Below are 18,553 nucleotides of genomic sequence, written 5' to 3' on the forward strand. Positions count from 1 at the left end.
GTCCCACCATAATTAATATGCGGCCGCCCCCCCCCCCCCCCGCGGCCCCCCCCCCCCCGGGGGCCGGTGCAGGAAGGCGCTTAGCGCTGCATCCCCCAACGCCGCACGGTCAACCGCTCCAGGGTATTGAACACCAACCCCTCGACCAGCAGCCCGATCAGGATCACCACCGCCAGCCCGGCGAACACCTTGTCGGTATACAGCTCGTTGCGGTTCTGGAAGATGTACCACCCCAACCCGCCTTTGCCGCTGCTGGCGCCGAACACCAGTTCGGCGGCGATCAGCGTGCGCCAGGCGAAGGCCCAGCCGATCTTCAGCCCCGACAGGATCGACGGCAGCGCCGCCGGCACGAGGATGTGCAGCACCAGCCGCAGCCCCTTCAGGCCATAGTTGCGCCCAGCCATGCGCAGGGTCTCGGATACCCCGAGAAAGCCCGCATAGGTGTTGAGCGCCAGCGCCCACAGCACCGAATGCACCAGCACGAAGATCAGGCTGTTGTCACCCAGCCCGAACCACAACAGCGCCAGTGGCAGCAGGGCGATGGCCGGCAACGGGTTGAACATCGACGTCAGGGTACCCAGCAGGTCGCGCCCCAGTTGGGTCGACACCGCCAGGCTGGTAAGGCCGAACGCCAGGACGATGCCCAGCACGTAGCCCTTGAGCAGGATCACCAGCGACACGCCGACCTTGGCCGGCAGCTCGCCGCTGAGCAACCCATCCCAGAGCGCGGCGGCGGTCTGCAGGAAGCTCGGCAGCAGCAGGTCGTTGCCCTGGTAACGGGCAGCGGCCTCCCACAGCGCGGCGATCACCAGCAGGATCACCGCCTTGCGCAGCCAACCGTGTTGCCAGAGGCGCTGGGCCAGGGGCAGTTGGCGTTCCACGGGCACAGCGAGCAAGGGCTCCAGCTGCACCTCGTATTCCTGGCGTACAGGTGTAGTGGTCATGGCTGAAGCTCCCGTCAGTAGGCGATGCGGATGTCGTTGAAACCCAGTTCGTCGGCTTCGGCCGGCACCTCGGCTTCATCGAACAACAGGCGGTGGATGCGCCGAGCGCTGGCCTGGAAGTCGCTGCCGCCAAGGCTACCCAGGTCGTATTGATGGCTGTGCACCTCGGCCCGCACCCGCCCTGGGTGGGGCGACAGCAGCAGGATGCGGTTGCCGACCACCAGCGCTTCCTCGATGGAGTGGGTGACGAACAACAGGGTAAACCGCACCTCCTCCCACAACAGCAGCAGTTCTTCCTGCATCTTGCGCCGGGTCAAGGCGTCGAGCGCGGCGAACGGCTCGTCCATCAGCAGGATCTTCGGCTGGGTAGCCAAGGCCCTGGCGATCGACACCCGCGCCTTCATGCCGCCCGAAAGCGTGTGCGGATAGGCATCGGCGAAGTTGGCCAGGCCGACCTTGTCGAGGTAATGCAGGGCCCGCTCCTCGGCCTCGGCCCGCTTGAGTTGGCCGGACACCAGCAACGGGAACATCACATTCTGCTTCACCGTCTTCCAGGGCGGCAGTTGGTCGAACTCCTGGAACACCACGATGCGGTCGGGCCCCGGCCCGTGGACCGGTTCGCCCTGCAGCAGGATCTGCCCCTCCTGGGGCGTGATGAACCCGGCCACCGCCTTGAGCAGCGTGGACTTGCCGCAGCCGGAGGGGCCCAACAGCACGAAACGGTCAGCACGGTCGATTTCGAAGCTGACCTGGTGGGTGGCCCGCACCACGCGTTGCGAGGTGCGGTATTCGAGGCTCAGGTTGTCCACCTTGAGCAGCGCCGGGGAGGCGACAGGGCTCAGGTTGCTGGCCGTGTGGCCTGGCAATGGGGCGGTCATGGTCGATCAGCTCCCCTGCAACGGGCGTTCATCCTGGAAGAAATAGTCCTTCCACGACGCCGGCTTGTTCTTGATCGCACCGACCCGGTAGAGGAAATCGGCAAGCTTGTAGGTGTTCTTCGGCGTGACGGTGAACTCGTACTGTGGGTTGTCGATCAGCTTGATCAGCGCGTCGCGGTCGATCTTGGCTTTGGTCACGCGGATGTAGGTATCCGCCGCCGCGGCCTTGTCGTTCTGCGCAAAGTCCGCAGCCTCGGCCAGGGCGTCGACGAAGGCCTTGTAGGTCTTGGGGTTGTCGTTGCGGAATTTCTCGGTGGCGAACAGCAGCGTCGGCGAGTTGGGGCCGAGCAGGTCGTAGCTGTTGAGCACCACGTGCACGTCCTTGTTGGCGAGCACCTGGTCCTGGAACGGTGGGTTCGAGAAGTGCCCATTGAGCTCGGTACCGCCGGCCAGCAGCGCGGCAGTGGCATCCGGGTGCGGCACGGCCAGGGTGTACTTGTCGAGGCGGTTGTATTGCTTGTCGCCCCACTGCTGGGCGGCCGCGTACTGCAGGAAGCGCGACTGCACCGAGACGCCCACCGCCGGCACGGCGATGCGGTCTTTCTCGGAAATGTCGGCAATGGTCTTCACGTTCGGGTTGCTGCTCACCAGGTAGTACGGGAAGTTGCCCAGCGAGGCCACGGCCTTGACGTTCTGCCGGCCCTTGGTGCGGTCCCACACGGTCAGCAGCGGGCCGACACCGGCGCCGGCGATGTCCACCGAGCCGGACAGCAGCGCGTCGTTGATCGCCGAGCCACCGGACAGCTGTGCCCAGTCGACCTCGATGTCGATGCCCTGCTCCTTGCCGTGTTTTTCGATCAGGTGCTGGTCACGCACCACGTTGAGCAGCAGGTAGACGATGCCGAACTGCTCGGCGATGCGGATCTTGCCTTCGGCCTGGGCCACGGCGGGCACCGCCAGGCTGCCGACGACCAGGCTCGCGCCCAGGCCGATGCTTGCCGCCAGGCGGCTGATGGATTTGCGCATGATGGACTCCTCAGTCGTCAGAACGGGGCATCGCCCTGGATGGTGGTGCGGTACAGCTTGCGGCGCAGGTGCGCGGGGCAGCCGGTGGCCAGGTGGATCAACGAGCGGTTGTCCCAGAACACCAGGTCGTGGGGCTGCCACTGGTGGCGGTAGATGTTCTGCTCGAGCACGCTCAGGGCGTACAGCTGCTGCAGCACGTCGCGGCTTTCATCCTCGGGCAGGCCGACGATGCGGGTGGTGAAGCCTTCGCTGACGAACAGCGCCTTGCGGCCGTTTTCCGGGTGGGTTCGGACCACGGGATGGATGACTTCCTGCACCTGGGCCAACTGCTCGGCAGTGAGGGTCGGGCGCCAGTTGCCTTCGAACTTGGTCTCGGCGTAGCGGGCGGTGTAGGAATGCGCCGCGCTGCGGTTCTCGACCACTTGGCGCAGCGCCTGCGGCACCGCGTCCCAGGCCTTGTGCATGTCGGCGAACAGGGTGTCGCCGCCTTCGCTCGGCAGCTCCTGGGCATGCAGCATCGAGCCCAGGCTCGGCAGTTCCTTGTAGGACAGGTCGGAGTGCCAGAACTTGCCGGCATCGCCGAGGCCGATGTTCTGACCGTTCTCGACGATATTGGAGACGATCAGGATTTCCGGGTGGCCGCTGAGCAGGAACTGCTTGAGCACGTGGATCTGCAGCTCGCCGAAACGGCGGCTGAAGGCGATCTGCTGCTGGGGGCTGATGCGCTGGTCGCGGAACACCAGCACATGATGGTCGAGGTGGGCGCGATGGATACGGGTGAAATCCTCGGCGTTGACCGGTTGGGCCAGGTCCAGGCCGATGATCTCGGCGCCGACGGCACCGGAGAATGGGCGGATTTCGAAAGTTTGCGGCTGGGCGCTGTCGATGGACGACAAGGCGTTCGAGGCGGCGGACATGGTTCACTCCCACGCAGTGCGCGACATTCAATAAGGCGCGCAACGATTAGAAACGCACGGGGATTTCCCGTGTGGGTTCAAGTCGTGCGGCGCGCCGATTGGTCGGCAGGTACGCAGTGGGGGTGACTATAAATGCATAAGAGGAATACTTTAAATACCGTTAGCGAATAACGATATGAACGAGCTCAAGACTTTCAGGGTAACGGCAGGTCATCGCTGAAAGGCTTCTGCAAGTCGCGTTCGTTGATCTCCCAGATCAGCAACTGCGCCGGGGTCTGCTTGAACGCCTCACTGGTGAAATAGTCTTTCGCCGCGCCGCTGAACTCGCCCCCGTCCTTGGCGAAGTTGCCTACGCTGGCGCCCACACCTTGCTCGAGGAAGGGCACGAAGTTGCTGTTGCGGGAGAACGAGGTGCCGATCAAGGCGATGTTGGGCAACTGGCTGTCGCCGAACAGATCATCTTCGCTGCCAGCCGCGGCGCTGGCCTGCACCTCGAAGTGCGAGGCGGCCACCGTTTCGCCGGCAGGCTGCCAGCGCTCGGGCAGCCAATCGAGCCCGGCCAGGCGTACCAGATCGCCTGGGCGCCGTGCTTCGGGCTGCAGCGTGCGCACCGAGGTTTGCCCAGGCGTCGGGGTGATGCCGGTTGCCAGCACCGCAGCGGCCAGCTGCTGCGCGGCAGCTTGCGCGCCCTGCTCGCTCCAGTGGGTGTCGGTGCGCAGAAACGCGGCGGCGCCCAGTTTCTGCAACGCGGCAGTAGGATTGACGGTGGCGATGCCGGCGTGCTGCAGGCGTGCGCTCCACTGTTGCAGGCGGCCCTCCAGCGCGGGCGAGCGGGCCAAGCCACACAACTGCGCAGCGGCAATCCGGCTCTTGTCCGGCACCAGCAGCACCAGCAGGCGGATGTTGCGCGCCGCCAACCAGTCGCGCACGGCTACCACCTTGTTCGCCCGCGCCTCGGCGTTGGCCTGGGCATGCGGGTGGATCCGGGTTTCATCGGCCAGGAACAGCCAACCCGGGCAACCACTGCGCACGCGCGGGCCGGTGTCGCCCACAGTGAGCCAGCTGAAGCCGCGCTCCAGGTCGGCGGCGCGCTGCGCCAGCGAGACATGGGACAGTTCGTGGGCAATGTGGTGGGTGATCTCGCCATCGCGTACGCCCTGCCAACCCAGGTGCTCCGGCCACAGGCTGACCTTGCCGCTGAAGATGGCCCACAGGCAGGCAAGCAGACCGGCCAGCATGAAGACGAACATGCTCAGGCCCGCCAATGGGCTGAGCCGGATCATCATCGGGCTGGGTGGCACCGGCGCCAGGGAAGGATCTTTCTTCGACATGGGCGCCCCTTAGAACTGGAAGTAGAGAAACGGCACGGTTTCGCGGCTGGCGATCAGCGCGAACGACAGGGCAAAGCCCAGTAGCGGCCATACGGCACCCACCATCCGCACTGCCCGGTGCTGGCCCAGGCGCTGTTCGACCTGCTGCTGCCACAGCGGCAGCAGCAGGCACAGTACGCCGAGGCCGGCGGCCAGCCCATGCACCGGACGCAGGGTAGCGGCCAGGTCATCGCCCAGAGCGAAGCCGTGCAGGCCGAACTGGCCGGCGTACAGGCTCAGTGCGCTGGCGAAGTTGGGCGCGCGGAACAGGGTCCAGGCCAGGCACACGAACAACAGCGTCACGCTGTGCGCCAGCCAAGCCGGCAGGTCGGGTAAACCCGCACGGGTCCAAGCGCGGTCGATGCACAGGGCGATGCCGTGGGCGCAGCCCCAGAGCAGGTAGTTCCAGCTGTCGCCGCCATGCCACAAACCGCCGATGGCCATGATCAGGAACAGGTTGCGGTAGGTTTTCCACACCCCGTGGCGGTTACCGCCCAGGCCGATGTACAAGTAGTCGCGCAGCCAGCTCGACAGCGAGATGTGCCAACGCCGCCAGAAGTCCTGAATGTTACGCGCCCAGTACGGGTGGTTGAAGTTTTCCGGAAAGTGGAAGCCGAGCATCAGGCCCAGGCCGATGGCCATGGCGCTATAGCCGGCAAAGTCGAAGAACAGCTGCAGCGAGTAGGCCAGGCAACCGATCCAGGCATCGACGAACGACGGGTGTTCCTGGGCGAAGGCCACGCCCACCAATGGCGACAGGCTGTCGGCCACCAACACCTTCATGCTCATGCCGATCATGAAGCGCCGCGCGCCGAGGGCGAAGTTCAGCGGGTTGAAGTAACGCTGGCGCAGTTCCTGGCGAACCCAGTCATAGCGAATGATCGGGCCGGCGATGGAGTGGCCGAACATCGCCAGATAGGTGGCGAAGTTGGCGAAATTGCGCTCTACCGGGACCACCTTGCGATGCACATCGACCAGATAGGAGATCACCTGCAGGACGATGAACGAAAGCCCGGCGGGCAGCGCCACCTTCTGCCATTCGAACGGCATCGCGCCATGCGCGGTGAGCAGCTCGTTGAAGCTGGCGGCGACGATGTTGGCGTACTTGTACCAGCACAGCACCAGGGTGTTGACGACGATCAGCGCGGCCAGCAGTTGCTTGCGCCGCGACGTCGTCTCGCCACTGCTCGCTACCAGCAGCCCACCCACCCAGCCACCGATCGTCAGCACGATATGCAGCAGCAGGAAGGCCGGGCTCAGCCAGCCATAGAAGAACCAGCTGCCGAGCAACAGCACCAGGTTTCGCCCCGTGGGCCGCGCCAATGCATACACCAGCATGAACGCAGGAAGAAACAGCAGCAGAAACTCGAGCGAGGCGAAGACCATGGTTGTCCGTCAGTAGGCGTGTGGCGGTTGGCGAGGCTCAGTTGGCCAGCGTGTCTTGCGCCTGGTACAGGCGCGGCCCCTCGGCGCCGGGCGCGAGGAACACGGTATAGCGCTGGCCGGCGGCCAGTTGGCCGAGGTCCAGCGCCTCGCCACGCGGGGCTCCGCCGCAGGTCAGTTGCACGGCCAGCTTGAGCGGGTTGATCGAGCGTCGCTGAGCACTGCCGTCGGCGACGTTGTTGAAGATGGCGACGTTGCCGGCCGCCGAGCGCAGGCCAGGCTGGGCGCAGCCGGCATCCAGGCTGTAGAACGCCAGCGAGGCCTTCAGGGCATTGAAGTCATCAGGCTGTTCACGCACGGTCACCAGGCGCATCGCCTTGCTGTCGGGCAGCCCTACCACAGTGGCGAATTCCCCAGGCTCGACACTGACATCGAGCGCCTGTTGCTGCCCGGCCAGTGCTAGGGTGCCTTTGATCGGCTTGCCGGCAGGCACCGTGAGGAAGTTCGAGGCCGTGCCCGGCGCCAGTTTCAGACCCGCACCGTTGGCCGCGCTCAGTTGCAGCTCGGCGCTGCCGGCATTGAAGAAGCGCAGGAAGGCCGCGTCTTCGCTGGGGCCGGTCGGGTACAGCGGGATCTCTGCGGCGTGGGCCGCGCCCAGGCTCAGCAAGGCGGCCAGGCCGCCGGCGATACGACGCATCATTTGCTCCCCTTGAGGCTGCCGGCCGGCAGCTTGTCCATGGCGTCGACGATGGCGCCGGCCCACGACTTGTAGCCGGCCACGGTGAAGTGCTGGCCATCGGTGGTGATCCACTGGCCGGGCTTGGACAGGGTCAGCGAATCGATGTAGCTGCACGGTGCGACGTTGGCGGCGAGGAACTGCGACATCAGCTGGGTGCGCTGGTCGTTCTTCTTGTACATGCCGCCGACCTTGCCCCAGGCCGGGCCGACCCACACGCACTTGGTGCCGGTCTCGCTGATGGCCTTGGTCAGGCTGGTGACGCTTTGCCAGGCCCAGGCCTTGGGGAAGGCAGGCTTGTCGTAGCTGGCCATGGTGTCGCCGATCACCAGCACCACCACATCGGGCTTGTGCTGGGCGATCAGTTCCTTGATCGGCGTGGTGGTGGCTTCGCGGCCCTTGATCTGCAGCTTGCCGTTGTCCTGCTGCTCGGCGCCGCAGTCGACCTTCTTGGTCACCAGCCAGTCGGCCGCACTGGCACCGCAGGCACCGATCGAATAGGCATGGCCGCCCTTGGCCACCACGGCGGCGTTGAGTGGCTCGGTCAGGTGGTTGGCCAGGCTCATGTGGCTCTCACCCAGTACCAGCATGGACAGGCCGGCAATCGCGGAAGCAGGCATGGTGTTCTCCTAGAATCGGTTCAATTGGAATAAGGGGAGCGGTAGGGACTGACCGGCAAGGCCATCGGCCGGTACTGGTCCTCGAACATGTAGCGCACGTACATGCCACCGTTGAATTCGCGGTAGTCCTGGGCGTTGTTCAGGCCCATGTGGCCACCAAGGATGAAGTTGCGCCCGAGCTGGTATTCGGCGGCAGCGGCGAGGTTGTAGCCGACGCCGGTCTTGCTGTCGCTGGAGTATTCCGGCTGAGTACCCTTGATCGTGGGGTAGTAGTCAACGGCGTCCTGGTGGAAGGACTGCACCCCGACCGAGCCCTTGACCGACACGCTCAGGCGCTCGAAGCGCCGCGACCAGCTGACCGGCACTCCAAGGGCGAAGAAGCTCTGCGGGCTGAAGTAGCCCCCATGGCCGTAGGTGTAGTAACCCTGGTTGTCTTCATAGCCCATGACCATCAGGCTCACGCCGGCGGTGAGCTGGGTGTCTTCGCTGTTCTGCAGGTACCAGTACATGCCACTGCCCAGCTCGGCGCGGGTGTTGTCCTCGACATGGTGGCCCTTGAGGTTGTGCATCGAGCCATACACGTAGGCGCCGAACTGGCGATCGTCGTAGCCCAGCTCGAGGCGCCCGCCGTTGGCGGTGACGCCGCCCCACTTCAGGTCGCTGCGCTTGTCCTTGCTGCCGGCGAACGAGGTGACGCTGTCAGTGACCGCACGCCGCGACGCCGAGACTTTCCAGTGCAGGTCCGGATTGCCGGCCACCGGCCGCTCCACGGACACGCCGCCGACCAGGGTGCTGTAGAGGAAGCCCTGCGGCGTGGTGCCGATATCGGCCTTGACCCCGCTTGGCTGGTTTTCGAAGGCCACGGCCACGCCGACGCCGGACGCTTTCTGCGAGCCGACTTTGGTCGTGCCAAGGCCGAAGCGAGTCGCCGCTTCGCTGCTGGGGCTGCCAGCATTGAGCGCGACCGGCGTGACACGCAACGCCACGCGGCTGTCGCCCACCGGTGCGCTGGCCTCGAACGGCGTCTGCACGCTGGTCATCCGTCCCAGGCCCGCCTCGCTGTCGTTACCACTGACTTCCAGCCCCTGGGCCACGTAGGCACTGCGCTCCTGCTGGATATCGCTCAGCGCCCGGGCCGCCTGGCTCATGCCAGCGCGTGGATCAGGCTTGCCGGCCTGGGCCGTGGTCACGAAGGGATTGTTGGCGTCGTTGGTAACACTGGGCGATGGCAAGCGGGTCGGCTGCGCGGCGGCCAGGGTCGGCGCCAGGAGCGCGTCCACCGACTGTCCGGCACGTGGCTGGTCAGCCCTGGCGAACGGGTTGCCCGGCACGCTGGTAGGCGTGGACGCTGCGTAGGTGCTGCTGTCCTGCTGGCGCTTCTCCTGGTTGACCACCTTGCCGAGCAGCGCTGCGGCTTCGCTGGTGCGGCCCTGGAAGCGGTAGATACGCGCTGCCACGGTCAGCACGTCAGGGTCGTCCGGGGCCACCTTCAGCGCCTGCTCCAGGGCCTGGTTGGCGTAGCTGTCCTCGCGCAGTTGCGCAGCGACGTCGGCGGCGCCGACCAGCAGCCGGGCATCGTCGGGGTTACGCTGCACCAGTGGCTGGTAAAGCTCGAAGGCCTTGTTGGTATCGCCGTTGGCCGCATACATGCGTGCCAGCGCGGCACCGGCCAGCGGGTCCTGCGGGCGTTGCACCAGGGCTGGCGACAGGGTGTCGTAGGCCGCAGCCAGGTCACCCTGCTCGCGCAGCTGATCGGCCTTGCGCACGCGGTAGAGGAACAGCAGGTCGTCATACTGGCGACGCTGCTCGGGGCTCAGCGACTGGCCCTGGATATCGCGCAGAATGCCAGCGACCTCGGGCTCCTGGCCGGCCTGCAACAGCACGCCGGCATAGCGCAGCAACAGGCCGGTATCGGACTGTGAACTGCCGGCCATCACGCCTCGCAACAGGCCCAGGGCGCGCTGCGGGTCCTTGGCGTCGGCATAGGCCGAGGCCAGTTGCGCCTGGCGCTCGGGCACGCCACGGGCCAGAGGTTCCAGGCGCGACAGGAACACCCGCGCCTCCTGGTAGCTGCCGCGCTTGTTGAGGCGCTCGACCTCCTGCAGACGCATCCGGAACTCGACGTCGCCGAGCAGTTGGGCGACCTCTTCGCTACGTGCCTCGGCCGGGATGCCGGAAAGCTGCTCACGGGCCTTGCCCCATTCGCCCTGCTGCATCGAGAACAGCGCCGAGGTGTACAACGCATCGGGGTCGTTGGGTTGTGCGCGCAGCATCCCGTCCATCAGGCTGCGGGCCTCGTCGCCAGCGCCCATGCCTTGGTACAGCCGCGCCAGACCGTAACGCGCCCAGGCATTGTTCGGGTCGTTACGCAGGGCCTCTTCGAGTGCCGTACGCTGGCCTGCCGTGTCGCCACGCTGTTCAGCCGACCGCGCCTGTTGCAGGGCCAGGTCGGCCCGCATACGACCAAGACCACCGAGCTTGGCCTGCTCGTCACCGGGCAATTGCTGCACTTCGCGCAGCGCCTGCTCCTGCTTGCCCTGCTGGACCAGCGCACCGATCAGGCCACGACGTGCGTTCACATCGCTGGGCTGCTGCGCCAGCACCTGGCGATACAACGGCTCGGCTGCCGCTGGGTTGCCGTTGGCGGCCTGCACATCGGCCAGCGCCAGCGCCGCCTCCGGGGCCTGCGGGCGCATGCGCCGGGCGTGCTCCAGCTGCACCTGGGCGTCGGCCGTGCGGCCTTGCGCCTGGCTCTGCCGGGCCTGTTGCAACAGCGACCAGTAGCGCACTTCGTCGAGGGCTTTCTGCCACGAACGGCCACCGGCTTTCACGGCGCGGCCGAGGAGCACCTCGGCATCCTCGAAACGGTTTTGCTGCTGGCGCAGCACGCCGAGTCCACCGAGGGCATCGGCGTCGTTCGGCGCGGCCCTCAGACGGGCGGACAATTCACGTTCAGCAACTGCCTGGTCGCCTTGTTCGAGGGCCTTCAGGCCCCGCTGCACCTGTGGGTCGCGCTGCCAACCGGTAGCACTCGCCGCGCCGCTGGCACGGCCCTTGGCGAGCAGGGCGCGGATTTCCTCGTCGTCGGGGTGGCTGGCCAGAAAGCTTTCGAACAACGGCCGTTGGCCGGTGGTCGGCGCACCCAGCCAGGTCAGGGCCAGGCGCCAGGTCTCGTCTGCGTCGCCACCGATGTCCTCGCGCTTGGCCAGGCGCTCCAGGGCCCGGATACCTTCTTCACGAGTGTCTTCGCGGCGCACCAGGTGCTTGGCAAAGAACAGCGTCACGTAGGGATCGTCCGGCTGCTCCTGGCGCAAGCGCTCGAAGCCTTGGCGCGCCTCCGGCCAGTGACCGTCGAGGAACCCCAGATTGTTGTAGAACTCGCGCCCGACACGGCCCTGGGCCGGCTGGTTGCCCAAGGCCCTGCGATAGAGCGCGTCGGCCTCGGCGCGCTGGTCGTTGTCGACCGCCAGGCGCGCCTGCTCCAGCAGCTTGGCATTGGCCGGGTCGGCCAGGCGGATATCCTGGGCCAGCTGGCGCGCCTGGCGCGGCGGCGGGCTCAACGCGCGCAGGCGAGCCAGGTATTCGTTGGCCTTGGCCAGCTGCTTGTCGCCGACGGCGATCAGCCCCAAACCGTACAGCGCGTCAGGCTGCTGCGCATCGAGCAGGAGCAGCTTGTTCCACACTTCGGCGGCGCGCTTGGGCTTGTCCTGGGCCTGCCAGAACAGGCCCTGGTCGATCAGCAGGTGGCTGGGGTCGCGGTTGGGATCGCTGTTCTCGCCTAGGGCGGCGCCGTGGATCAGGACGGCCAGCAGACCCAGAGTCAGGGGGCTTTTGCGGAACATTCGGACTCCCAGAAGGGCTTCAATTGGCCGTTGGCGGCGAAGCGGTAGCGGTGTTCGCCCCAGCCAAGGCCGAACAGGCTGAGCATGTAGTCGTAGTAGACCGAGGGCAGCTTGGGATCACGCGGGCCTTGCAGGGCGGTTTCCAGCGCTTGCCGGGCGCGCCGCTCCTGCAGTTCGGCGAGCCACGGCTGGCCATTGGCCTGGAAATAGGGCACCAGGGCGGCAGAGAAGCCGAACGGGCCGGCGCCTTCGCCATGGCCGCTGGCGAGGGCGACCTTTTCCGGCGGCACGCCGCTGGCGGCGGTCAACCGCGCCATGCCCTGCAAGGCCGCCAGAACTGGCGCGGCCTGCGGGTCGGCGGGGTCGGTCATGCCGGCCCACAGGTAGACGCGGATCGCGTCATAGCTGCCCAGCCCCCCGGAGGTCGCATCAGTGACAAAGAGCCCGGCCTTGGCGGCGCTGGCACGGTAGCCGACCCAGTCGGCGGCCAAGCCCTGGCCGCCGCCTTCGCGCAGCAGCCTGGCGCTGCTCTGCAGCACGCCCTTCCACGGCCCTTGCGCGTCGAACGAGGCCACCCGGCGCAACAGCGGCAGTGGCACGTAGCTCGGGTTCAGGCGCCACAGGTGGTCGGCCTGGGCGAAGCCGACCGGTCCTGGCAGCAGGGTCGGACCAAGACCTGGCAGCTCGGCCACTTCCTGGGCCTTGATCTGGCCCAACAGGGCCTGCGCGTCGGCGCGGTAGGCCGGGACCTGCCACAGGCGGTCGGCCTCGATCAGCGCGTAGGCGAACCACAGGTCGGCATCGGAGGCCGAGTTGCGGTCCTGGATCTGCCAGCTGCCATCGCTACCCTGCCCCCACAGCCAGCCCGGCAGCATCGCCCCAGGCTGGTTGCCGGCGAGGTTCTCGCGGCTCCAGCGCCAGATCTGCTCGAAGCGCGCACGGTCGTTGGCCACCAGGGCGAAGAACAAGGCGTAGGCCTGCCCTTCGGAGGTACTGTGGTTGGCCTTGAGGCTGGACTCCAGGACCCGGCCATCAGCCTGCACCCAGCGCTCGGCGAAGGTTGTCCACATTGGCCAGACGGCCTTGCAGACAGGCTGGGCCGCCTGGGCCGACAAGCCGGTGCACAGCACCAGGGCCATCAGGGCGCGTGACAGCAAGCGAGCCATGGTCAGTCCTTCAGCCGGGCGCGGGCGCGGGCCCGCAGGCTCAGGTACAGCAACACACTGGCCAGCCCCACGCCGATGGCGGTCAGCAGCACGGTGCCGCCCAGGTGACGCGACAACCACCATTGCAGGTAGCGGAAGGTGCCGAGATCGCCGACGTAATACTGCTCGTCGGCCACCAGCGAGTTGACCCGGGTGCCGTTGACCACTGCCAGGCTGCCCTGGATGGCGTTGTCCTCGTCCTGGGCCGCGCTCATCGCCGCCGTGACCTCGCCGAGCCCCTGCGGGCTGCCACCGGCAATGATCACTACGCTGCGGCCGCGGTCCAGTGGCGACTCGAAGCCGGTCAGGTAGTTGTCCACGGCGCCAGCGCCCAGGGCCACGCTGCTGTTCGAGCGGCGCTGGTCGATGCGCTCGTCGCCGCTGACCCACTCGCGCATGCGATAGGCCAAGTCCGACAGCTGGAAGTGTGATGGCCCACCAAGGCCGGCCGGCAGGTGCTCGGCCCAGCGCTGCAGCAGCGGCTGGTTGCCGCCCGAGGCGATCACCAACAGGTCCTTGCCGCGCAACACGGCATCATCGCCGGCCTGCACCACGCTGACCGCAGTGGCGGGCAGCCCGGTGGAGTCGCCGAAATGGCCGACCACATCGAGCAGTGCCGAAATCTCGGCAGCGCCGTAGCCATCGGGCATGACCACTGCGGTCTCGGACAGGTCGGCCATGCGCGTGAACGGGAAGCCGCTATCGCGGAACACGCCGAGGTTCGGCAAGGCGATGAAGTGACGATAACCGCTCAGGTCAAGGGTCGAGGTCGGCTCGATGGTGCCGCGCATGTTGTCGATGATGATATCGCGGCATTCGCCCTGCTTGATGTAGTCGTACATGAAGCGCAGTTGCAGCGACGACTGCAGCGGGAAGCTGGCCAGAGGCACTGTCAGGTGGGCTTCGCGCAGGAGGGTTTCATCCTGCTTGAGGCGTGCCATCAGGGTCTGGTCGTCCTTCAGGAGCTCCTGCGAAGGCAGCGGCAGCGACTTGAGGAACTTGCCGCTGACGCTGACCAGCAGCGAAGAATTGCTCGACACCGGTTGCGGGGTGTAGCGGTATTTCAGATGCAGCGGGACGCCGGCTTCACGCCAGGTGAACAGGTCCGGTGGCAGGCGCATCGGCAGGTTGATGGTACCGGGGTCGTAACCGGCGACGCTCAGGCGCTTGGCTTCGGTCAGCTCGCCGAGCTGCACCGGGCGGTCGCTGGGCAGCCAGTTGGGCGCGTCATACGGCTTGCGCGGTTGCAGTTGGCTGACACCCTCGATGCTGGCCTGCTCACCTTTCATCACGCGGCTGCCACCGACCAATGCCGCGGCGGCCTGCTTGAGTTGAGCGGCATCGTGGCCAGCGATCAGCAGCAGCTTGCCGTTGGGGTCGTTGGGGTTGGTGAGCATCCGCACGCTGGGCTTGGCCGTGGCCTCCCCCTGCACGCCGACCACGGCTTGGCCTTCGTTCAGCAGGACCACGGCGTTGCCCTGGGCCGGCAGCTCGCCCAGCAGTACCGGGAAGTGCGCACCCCGATAACTGGCCTGGGCACCGAACCAGGAGGCCACCGCGGCGGCGGCTTCCAGCTGAGTGTTGCCTGGAGTTTCGGCGAACACGAACGGCAGTTCAAGGCGCTGGGCATCACGGCGATCGAAGAACGGCGCGGGCAGCAATGCCAGGTCGTTGGGCAGCGCCAGCGGGGCGAGTTGCAGTTGCAGTTCGCTACCGTTGCTGACCTTGGCCCACAGGCTGGAATGCAGAGGATCCTCGCACTGCATGGTGTAGTGGCCGATCAGCTGCAAGGTCAGCCGGTTGAAGTCGGTGATCAGGTGCGCCGGAATTTCCACCACCTGCTTCTGCGGGCTGCCGGCGGTTTCCTTGGGCAGCGGGATGCTCGCCGCGACCTGGTCGTTGACCAGCACGTTGAGCTGCGACATCTCAGGCAACAGTGCTGGCGAATAGCTGTACTCCAGGTTCAGCCGGGCCCCCGTCACCACCCGGTCGGCACGCACGTCGAAGTTGACGCTGTCGCTGCCTTCGACGCCGCGCAGGTTCAAGATGTATCCCGCGCCAAGCTGCTTGAGCGTGGCGTTCTGGCTCGCCACGGCCTTCTCGACCACGGGCTCGACCGCGCCCTGCTCATCGGCACCGGCAGGGCCAGCCGCGAGGAACAGCAGGGAGAGCGGCAGCACGAATGCTAGCCGGCGTATTGGCATGCCGATGACAAAGAGGCTCATGGATTCCTCGAAGGATGATCGCCAGACGGGAGGGATGAAGGACGTATACGGTTGAGAGCCGCATCGAGCGTGGCGCGGGCCAGTTGACCGACCCCACGCATACCGATGCGCGATACCTCGCGCAGAGCCGACAGCGGCGTGTCGGCGGCTTGGCCCCAGGCGTTGGCCCAGGTATCGGCACGCGAGAAGGTCAGGCGGGTGAGGTCGTATTGCTGCTGCAGGTCGAGTGCGTGGAACGTCAGCCCGAGCGTCGGGCCGCGGCTGAACACCACCTGGGCGGGTAGCACGCACTCCTGTTCGTCGAGGAACAGTGACACCTGCACCTGTTCGCCACGGGCGACCGAAACGCCGTCGGGCAGGGTCAGGCCCACGCCGCGCTGGGAGAAGTCGTTGGTGGTGCAGACCACGGTCTTGCCATTGGCAAGGCCGATGGTCGCCGGCAGGGTCGCGAACACCCGCGGCTCGGCGCGGATCTGCCGGGTTTCACTGGCCACGGCCACGGCGGCGGCACTGATGATGATGTTGTACAGCGTCCAGCCCAGGTTGATCAGCAAGGTAGTGGCGCTGGCGTCCGGGTCGAAGGCCAGCTTGTACACGCCGATCGCCGCGCCCAGCAGGTTGAGGGTCAGGACCGCGATATACGGGCGCGCCAGCTTCCAGTCGAAGTAGCCTTCCTCGATCATGCCGCCCTTGGCGGTCACGTTGAAGCCACCAGCCTTGGGGTTGATCATCGCCAGCAGCACCGGGCGCATGATGTACCAGGCCAGCACGGTCTCGTAGACCTCGTTCCAGAACGAATGACGGAAGCGACCCTGGATGGTCGAGTTGGTGACGCTGGCGATGAGGATGTGCGGTAGTGCATAGGCCATGATCAGCAAGGCCGGCGCTTGGAACACCTGGGCCTCGAACATCAGGTAGGCCAAGGGCGCGGTGAGGAAAACCAGGCGCGGCAGGCCATAGAAGAAGTGCAGCATGGCGTTGAGGTAGCACAACCGCTGGCCCAGGTTCAGGCCCTTGCCCAGCAGCGGGTTGTCGGTGCGGAAGATCTGCGCCATGCCGCGCGCCCAGCGGATACGCTGGCCGATATGCCCGGACAGGCTCTCGGTGGCCAAGCCCGCCGCCTGCGGCAGCGGCAGGTAGGCAGTGTTGTAACCACGGCGGTTGAGCTTGAGGGCGGTGTGGGCGTCCTCGGTGACGGTCTCGACGGCGATGCCACCGATCTCTTCCAGCGGCTTGCGGCGGATCACCGCGCACGAGCCACAGAAGAACGTGGCGTTCCACAGGTCGTTGCCGTCCTGGATCAGACCATAGAACAGCTCGCCTTCGTTGGGCACGCTGCGGAAGGTCTCGAGATTCTTCTCGAACGGGTCGGGCGAGAAGAAGTAGTGCGGGGTCTGCAACAGCGCCAGCTTTGGGTCCTTGAGGAACCAGCCCATGCACACCTGGAGGAACGAGCGGGTCGGCACGTGGTCGGCGTCGAACATGGCGATGTACTCGCCGTCGGTGTGGCGCAAGGCATGGTTGAGGTTGCCGGCCTTGGCATGGGCGTTGTCGCCCCGGGTGATGTAGCCGACGCCCGCGCTTTCGCAGAACTGACGGAACTCGTCACGCCGCCCGTCATCGAGCACGTAGACGTTGAAGCGGTCGCGGGGCCAATCGATGGCCAGGGCGGCCAGGGCGGTGCGACGGATGATTTCCAGCGGCTCGTTGTAAGTCGGGATGAACACGTCGACGCTCGGCCACAGCGAGCTGTCGGCGGGCAGCGGGTGCGGCTTGCGCTGCAACGGCCAGGCGGTCTGCACGTAGCCGAGCAGCAACACCACCAGCGCGTAGAGTTCGGCGGCCACCAGACCATAGCCGAAGAACATGTCCAGCGGGCTGTCGAAGCCCAGCGACGACGTCAGCCGCCAGTACAGGTAGCGCAGCGAGGCGATCACCGACATCACGGTCATCGCCAGCACCGCCAGGCGGCCACCACGGCGGCGCAGCACGAGGGTGCCGGCCAGGCAGGCGGCGCAGAACAGCATCTGCTCCTCGAGCTCGAACGGCACGGTGACCACGACCACCAGCACGATCAGAGCCACCAGCCCGAGCAGCAGGTCCCAGGCTTTGTGCGCACGCCAGCCGTCACCTGCCTTGAGCAGGTTTGCCTTGGCCCGGTTCATTGCGCGTCTGCAGTGACGGCGGTGACGACGGCCAGACGTCCGATCAGCGCCTGCGCGCAGTCGAGGATGTCGTGACAGCCGCGACCGTTGGGGTCATAGCCCAGCACGTTGCGGTTATAGGCGAGCGCTTCGCTGATCGACTGGTCACGGTGGACGATGCCGAGCAAACGTTTACCTAACAGGCCACGCAGGATCTGCGTGATGTCCTTGTTCAGCTGGCGCGAGTGATCGACCTGATTGATGACATAGGAAGCGCCGGCAAAGGTATCGCGACCTTGGGTATAGGCGGCAATCAGCTTGTCGACTTGTGGTAGCGAGGTGTAGGACGCCGGATCGGCGAGGCTCACCACCATGGCCAGGTTGGCCACCGACAAGGCCTGGCGCAGGTATACCGACGGACCAGGGGGGGTATCAATGACCACGATGGCGCCTTCGGCGATGTCCATCTCGGCCAGGTGACGCGCCAACCACAGCGGGTCGTGCTGTAGGCCGTGCTCGAATTCCGGACGGCGTTGCTCGTCGAGCATGCCATGGGCAATCACCAACACGCCGTCTTCGCTGAGCCGTCCCATCTCCTGCCAAGGCTGGCCCGCTTGCACGATGCCGGCATCCTCCATGACATTGGCCTGGGTGTCAGCCGGCTGGAAATGGTGGTGCAGGGCATTCTGCGGGTCGAGGTCGACGGCAACCACCTGACGCCCGGCGCGACCCAGCGCGCTGGCGAGGCTGGCCGCCAGGGTGGTCTTGCCGACTCCCCCCTTGGAAGACACCACCGCGATGATGCGAAGATGCCCAAGGTCGGGGAGCTCCTGGGCCACTACCGGCGCACTGACAGGCGCCGGGACGGGCGCATCGGCGAGCTTGGCCAGCAGGTTGCGCAGGCCGGCCGGCGACCAGTCGGAAGCTTCGGACTGGGCCTGCGGCACAGCCGCAGGGGCGGGCACTTCGGCTGCAGGGGCAGCCACGGCTGGTGCGGCTTCGAATGCACTCACGGGAGGCATGGCAGCCGGCTTGGAGCCGGACAGCAGCGGCCAGCGCACGTTGGAGCCGCGCGCACTGTCGTCACGTGTGAACTCCTGATACTGCTCAGGTTGTCCGCCAAACTGCTTGAACAAACTACGAATATCGTTCGAGGCACTCATCTGCTACTGCACACTTAATGGTTAGTCAAAGATCAGGCGTTCACGTGACAAATTTACGTCAAAAAACCAGCGATATTCGGTGGCGCGACTATAATATGTC

The 18,553-nt window shown here is 66.4% G+C and carries 13 protein-coding genes; all 13 read right to left on the bottom strand.

Annotated elements, in window-relative coordinates; translation table 11 throughout:
- Nucleotides 1-80 precede the first annotated feature (80 nt).
- The 13 genes from IAE37_RS26825 to bcsP all read right to left on the bottom strand — a co-directional run bounded on the left by IAE37_RS26825 (nucleotide 81) and on the right by bcsP (nucleotide 18,453).
- The gene (locus IAE37_RS26825; RefSeq protein WP_201178473.1) at nucleotides 81-944 is read right to left on the bottom strand and encodes an ABC transporter permease; all 864 of its coding nucleotides are present in this window, start codon (nucleotides 942-944) and stop codon (nucleotides 81-83) included.
- A 14-nt stretch (nucleotides 945-958) separates the two neighbouring features.
- Complete coding sequence (locus IAE37_RS26830; protein ID WP_201178474.1) at nucleotides 959-1,822, bottom strand: ABC transporter ATP-binding protein; 864 nt, start codon at nucleotides 1,820-1,822, stop codon at nucleotides 959-961.
- Between the two features lie 6 nt (nucleotides 1,823-1,828).
- The gene (locus IAE37_RS26835) at nucleotides 1,829-2,848 is read right to left on the bottom strand and encodes an ABC transporter substrate-binding protein (protein ID WP_201178475.1); all 1,020 of its coding nucleotides are present in this window, start codon (nucleotides 2,846-2,848) and stop codon (nucleotides 1,829-1,831) included.
- 17 nt (nucleotides 2,849-2,865) lie between these two features.
- A complete protein-coding gene (locus tag IAE37_RS26840; RefSeq protein WP_201178476.1) occupies nucleotides 2,866-3,765 on the bottom strand; it encodes a TauD/TfdA dioxygenase family protein in 900 nt (299 codons plus the stop codon).
- Nucleotides 3,766-3,959: 194 nt separating this feature from the next.
- Complete coding sequence (locus tag IAE37_RS26845; protein ID WP_201178477.1) at nucleotides 3,960-5,096, bottom strand: alginate O-acetyltransferase AlgX-related protein; 1,137 nt, start codon at nucleotides 5,094-5,096, stop codon at nucleotides 3,960-3,962.
- A 9-nt stretch (nucleotides 5,097-5,105) separates the two neighbouring features.
- Nucleotides 5,106-6,521, bottom strand: a complete 1,416-nt coding sequence (locus tag IAE37_RS26850; protein WP_201178478.1) for an MBOAT family O-acyltransferase — start codon at nucleotides 6,519-6,521, stop codon at nucleotides 5,106-5,108.
- 37 nt (nucleotides 6,522-6,558) lie between these two features.
- The gene (locus IAE37_RS26855; RefSeq protein ID WP_201178491.1) at nucleotides 6,559-7,215 is read right to left on the bottom strand and encodes an alginate O-acetyltransferase AlgF; all 657 of its coding nucleotides are present in this window, start codon (nucleotides 7,213-7,215) and stop codon (nucleotides 6,559-6,561) included.
- Nucleotides 7,215-7,874, bottom strand: a complete 660-nt coding sequence (locus IAE37_RS26860) for an SGNH/GDSL hydrolase family protein (RefSeq protein WP_201178479.1) — start codon at nucleotides 7,872-7,874, stop codon at nucleotides 7,215-7,217. The genes IAE37_RS26855 and IAE37_RS26860 overlap by 1 nt, the downstream gene beginning before the upstream one ends.
- 20 nt (nucleotides 7,875-7,894) lie before the next feature.
- Complete coding sequence (locus tag IAE37_RS26865; RefSeq protein WP_201178480.1) at nucleotides 7,895-11,716, bottom strand: cellulose biosynthesis protein BcsC; 3,822 nt, start codon at nucleotides 11,714-11,716, stop codon at nucleotides 7,895-7,897.
- The gene (bcsZ, locus tag IAE37_RS26870) at nucleotides 11,695-12,882 is read right to left on the bottom strand and encodes a cellulose synthase complex periplasmic endoglucanase BcsZ (RefSeq protein ID WP_201178481.1); all 1,188 of its coding nucleotides are present in this window, start codon (nucleotides 12,880-12,882) and stop codon (nucleotides 11,695-11,697) included. The genes IAE37_RS26865 and bcsZ overlap by 22 nt, the downstream gene beginning before the upstream one ends.
- 2 nt (nucleotides 12,883-12,884) lie before the next feature.
- Complete coding sequence (gene bcsB, locus IAE37_RS26875) at nucleotides 12,885-15,146, bottom strand: cellulose biosynthesis cyclic di-GMP-binding regulatory protein BcsB (RefSeq protein ID WP_201178482.1); 2,262 nt, start codon at nucleotides 15,144-15,146, stop codon at nucleotides 12,885-12,887.
- Complete coding sequence (bcsA, locus tag IAE37_RS26880; protein WP_201178483.1) at nucleotides 15,143-17,311, bottom strand: UDP-forming cellulose synthase catalytic subunit; 2,169 nt, start codon at nucleotides 17,309-17,311, stop codon at nucleotides 15,143-15,145. Before bcsA ends, bcsB begins: the two co-directional genes overlap by 4 nt.
- On the bottom strand, nucleotides 17,308-18,453 hold the full coding sequence (bcsP, locus tag IAE37_RS26885; protein WP_201178484.1) for a cellulose biosynthesis protein BcsP: 1,146 nt from the start codon (nucleotides 18,451-18,453) through the stop codon (nucleotides 17,308-17,310). The genes bcsA and bcsP overlap by 4 nt, the downstream gene beginning before the upstream one ends.
- Between the last annotated feature and the right edge of the window lie 100 nt (nucleotides 18,454-18,553).

The sequence above is a fragment of the Pseudomonas sp. S31 genome (assembly GCF_016648105.1).
GTDB lineage: Bacteria > Pseudomonadota > Gammaproteobacteria > Pseudomonadales > Pseudomonadaceae > Aquipseudomonas.

Coding starts and splice junctions, on each gene's coding strand:
- IAE37_RS26825 (WP_201178473.1), bottom strand. CDS start 944: ATGACCACTACACCTGTACGCCAGGAATACGAGGTGCAGCTGGAGCCC.
- IAE37_RS26830 (WP_201178474.1), bottom strand. CDS start 1,822: ATGACCGCCCCATTGCCAGGCCACACGGCCAGCAACCTGAGCCCTGTC.
- IAE37_RS26835 (WP_201178475.1), bottom strand. CDS start 2,848: ATGCGCAAATCCATCAGCCGCCTGGCGGCAAGCATCGGCCTGGGCGCG.
- IAE37_RS26840 (WP_201178476.1), bottom strand. CDS start 3,765: ATGTCCGCCGCCTCGAACGCCTTGTCGTCCATCGACAGCGCCCAGCCG.
- IAE37_RS26845 (WP_201178477.1), bottom strand. CDS start 5,096: ATGTCGAAGAAAGATCCTTCCCTGGCGCCGGTGCCACCCAGCCCGATG.
- IAE37_RS26850 (WP_201178478.1), bottom strand. CDS start 6,521: ATGGTCTTCGCCTCGCTCGAGTTTCTGCTGCTGTTTCTTCCTGCGTTC.
- IAE37_RS26855 (WP_201178491.1), bottom strand. CDS start 7,215: ATGCGTCGTATCGCCGGCGGCCTGGCCGCCTTGCTGAGCCTGGGCGCG.
- IAE37_RS26860 (WP_201178479.1), bottom strand. CDS start 7,874: ATGCCTGCTTCCGCGATTGCCGGCCTGTCCATGCTGGTACTGGGTGAG.
- IAE37_RS26865 (WP_201178480.1), bottom strand. CDS start 11,716: ATGTTCCGCAAAAGCCCCCTGACTCTGGGTCTGCTGGCCGTCCTGATC.
- bcsZ (WP_201178481.1), bottom strand. CDS start 12,882: ATGGCTCGCTTGCTGTCACGCGCCCTGATGGCCCTGGTGCTGTGCACC.
- bcsB (WP_201178482.1), bottom strand. CDS start 15,146: ATGAGCCTCTTTGTCATCGGCATGCCAATACGCCGGCTAGCATTCGTG.
- bcsA (WP_201178483.1), bottom strand. CDS start 17,311: ATGAACCGGGCCAAGGCAAACCTGCTCAAGGCAGGTGACGGCTGGCGT.
- bcsP (WP_201178484.1), bottom strand. CDS start 18,453: ATGAGTGCCTCGAACGATATTCGTAGTTTGTTCAAGCAGTTTGGCGGA.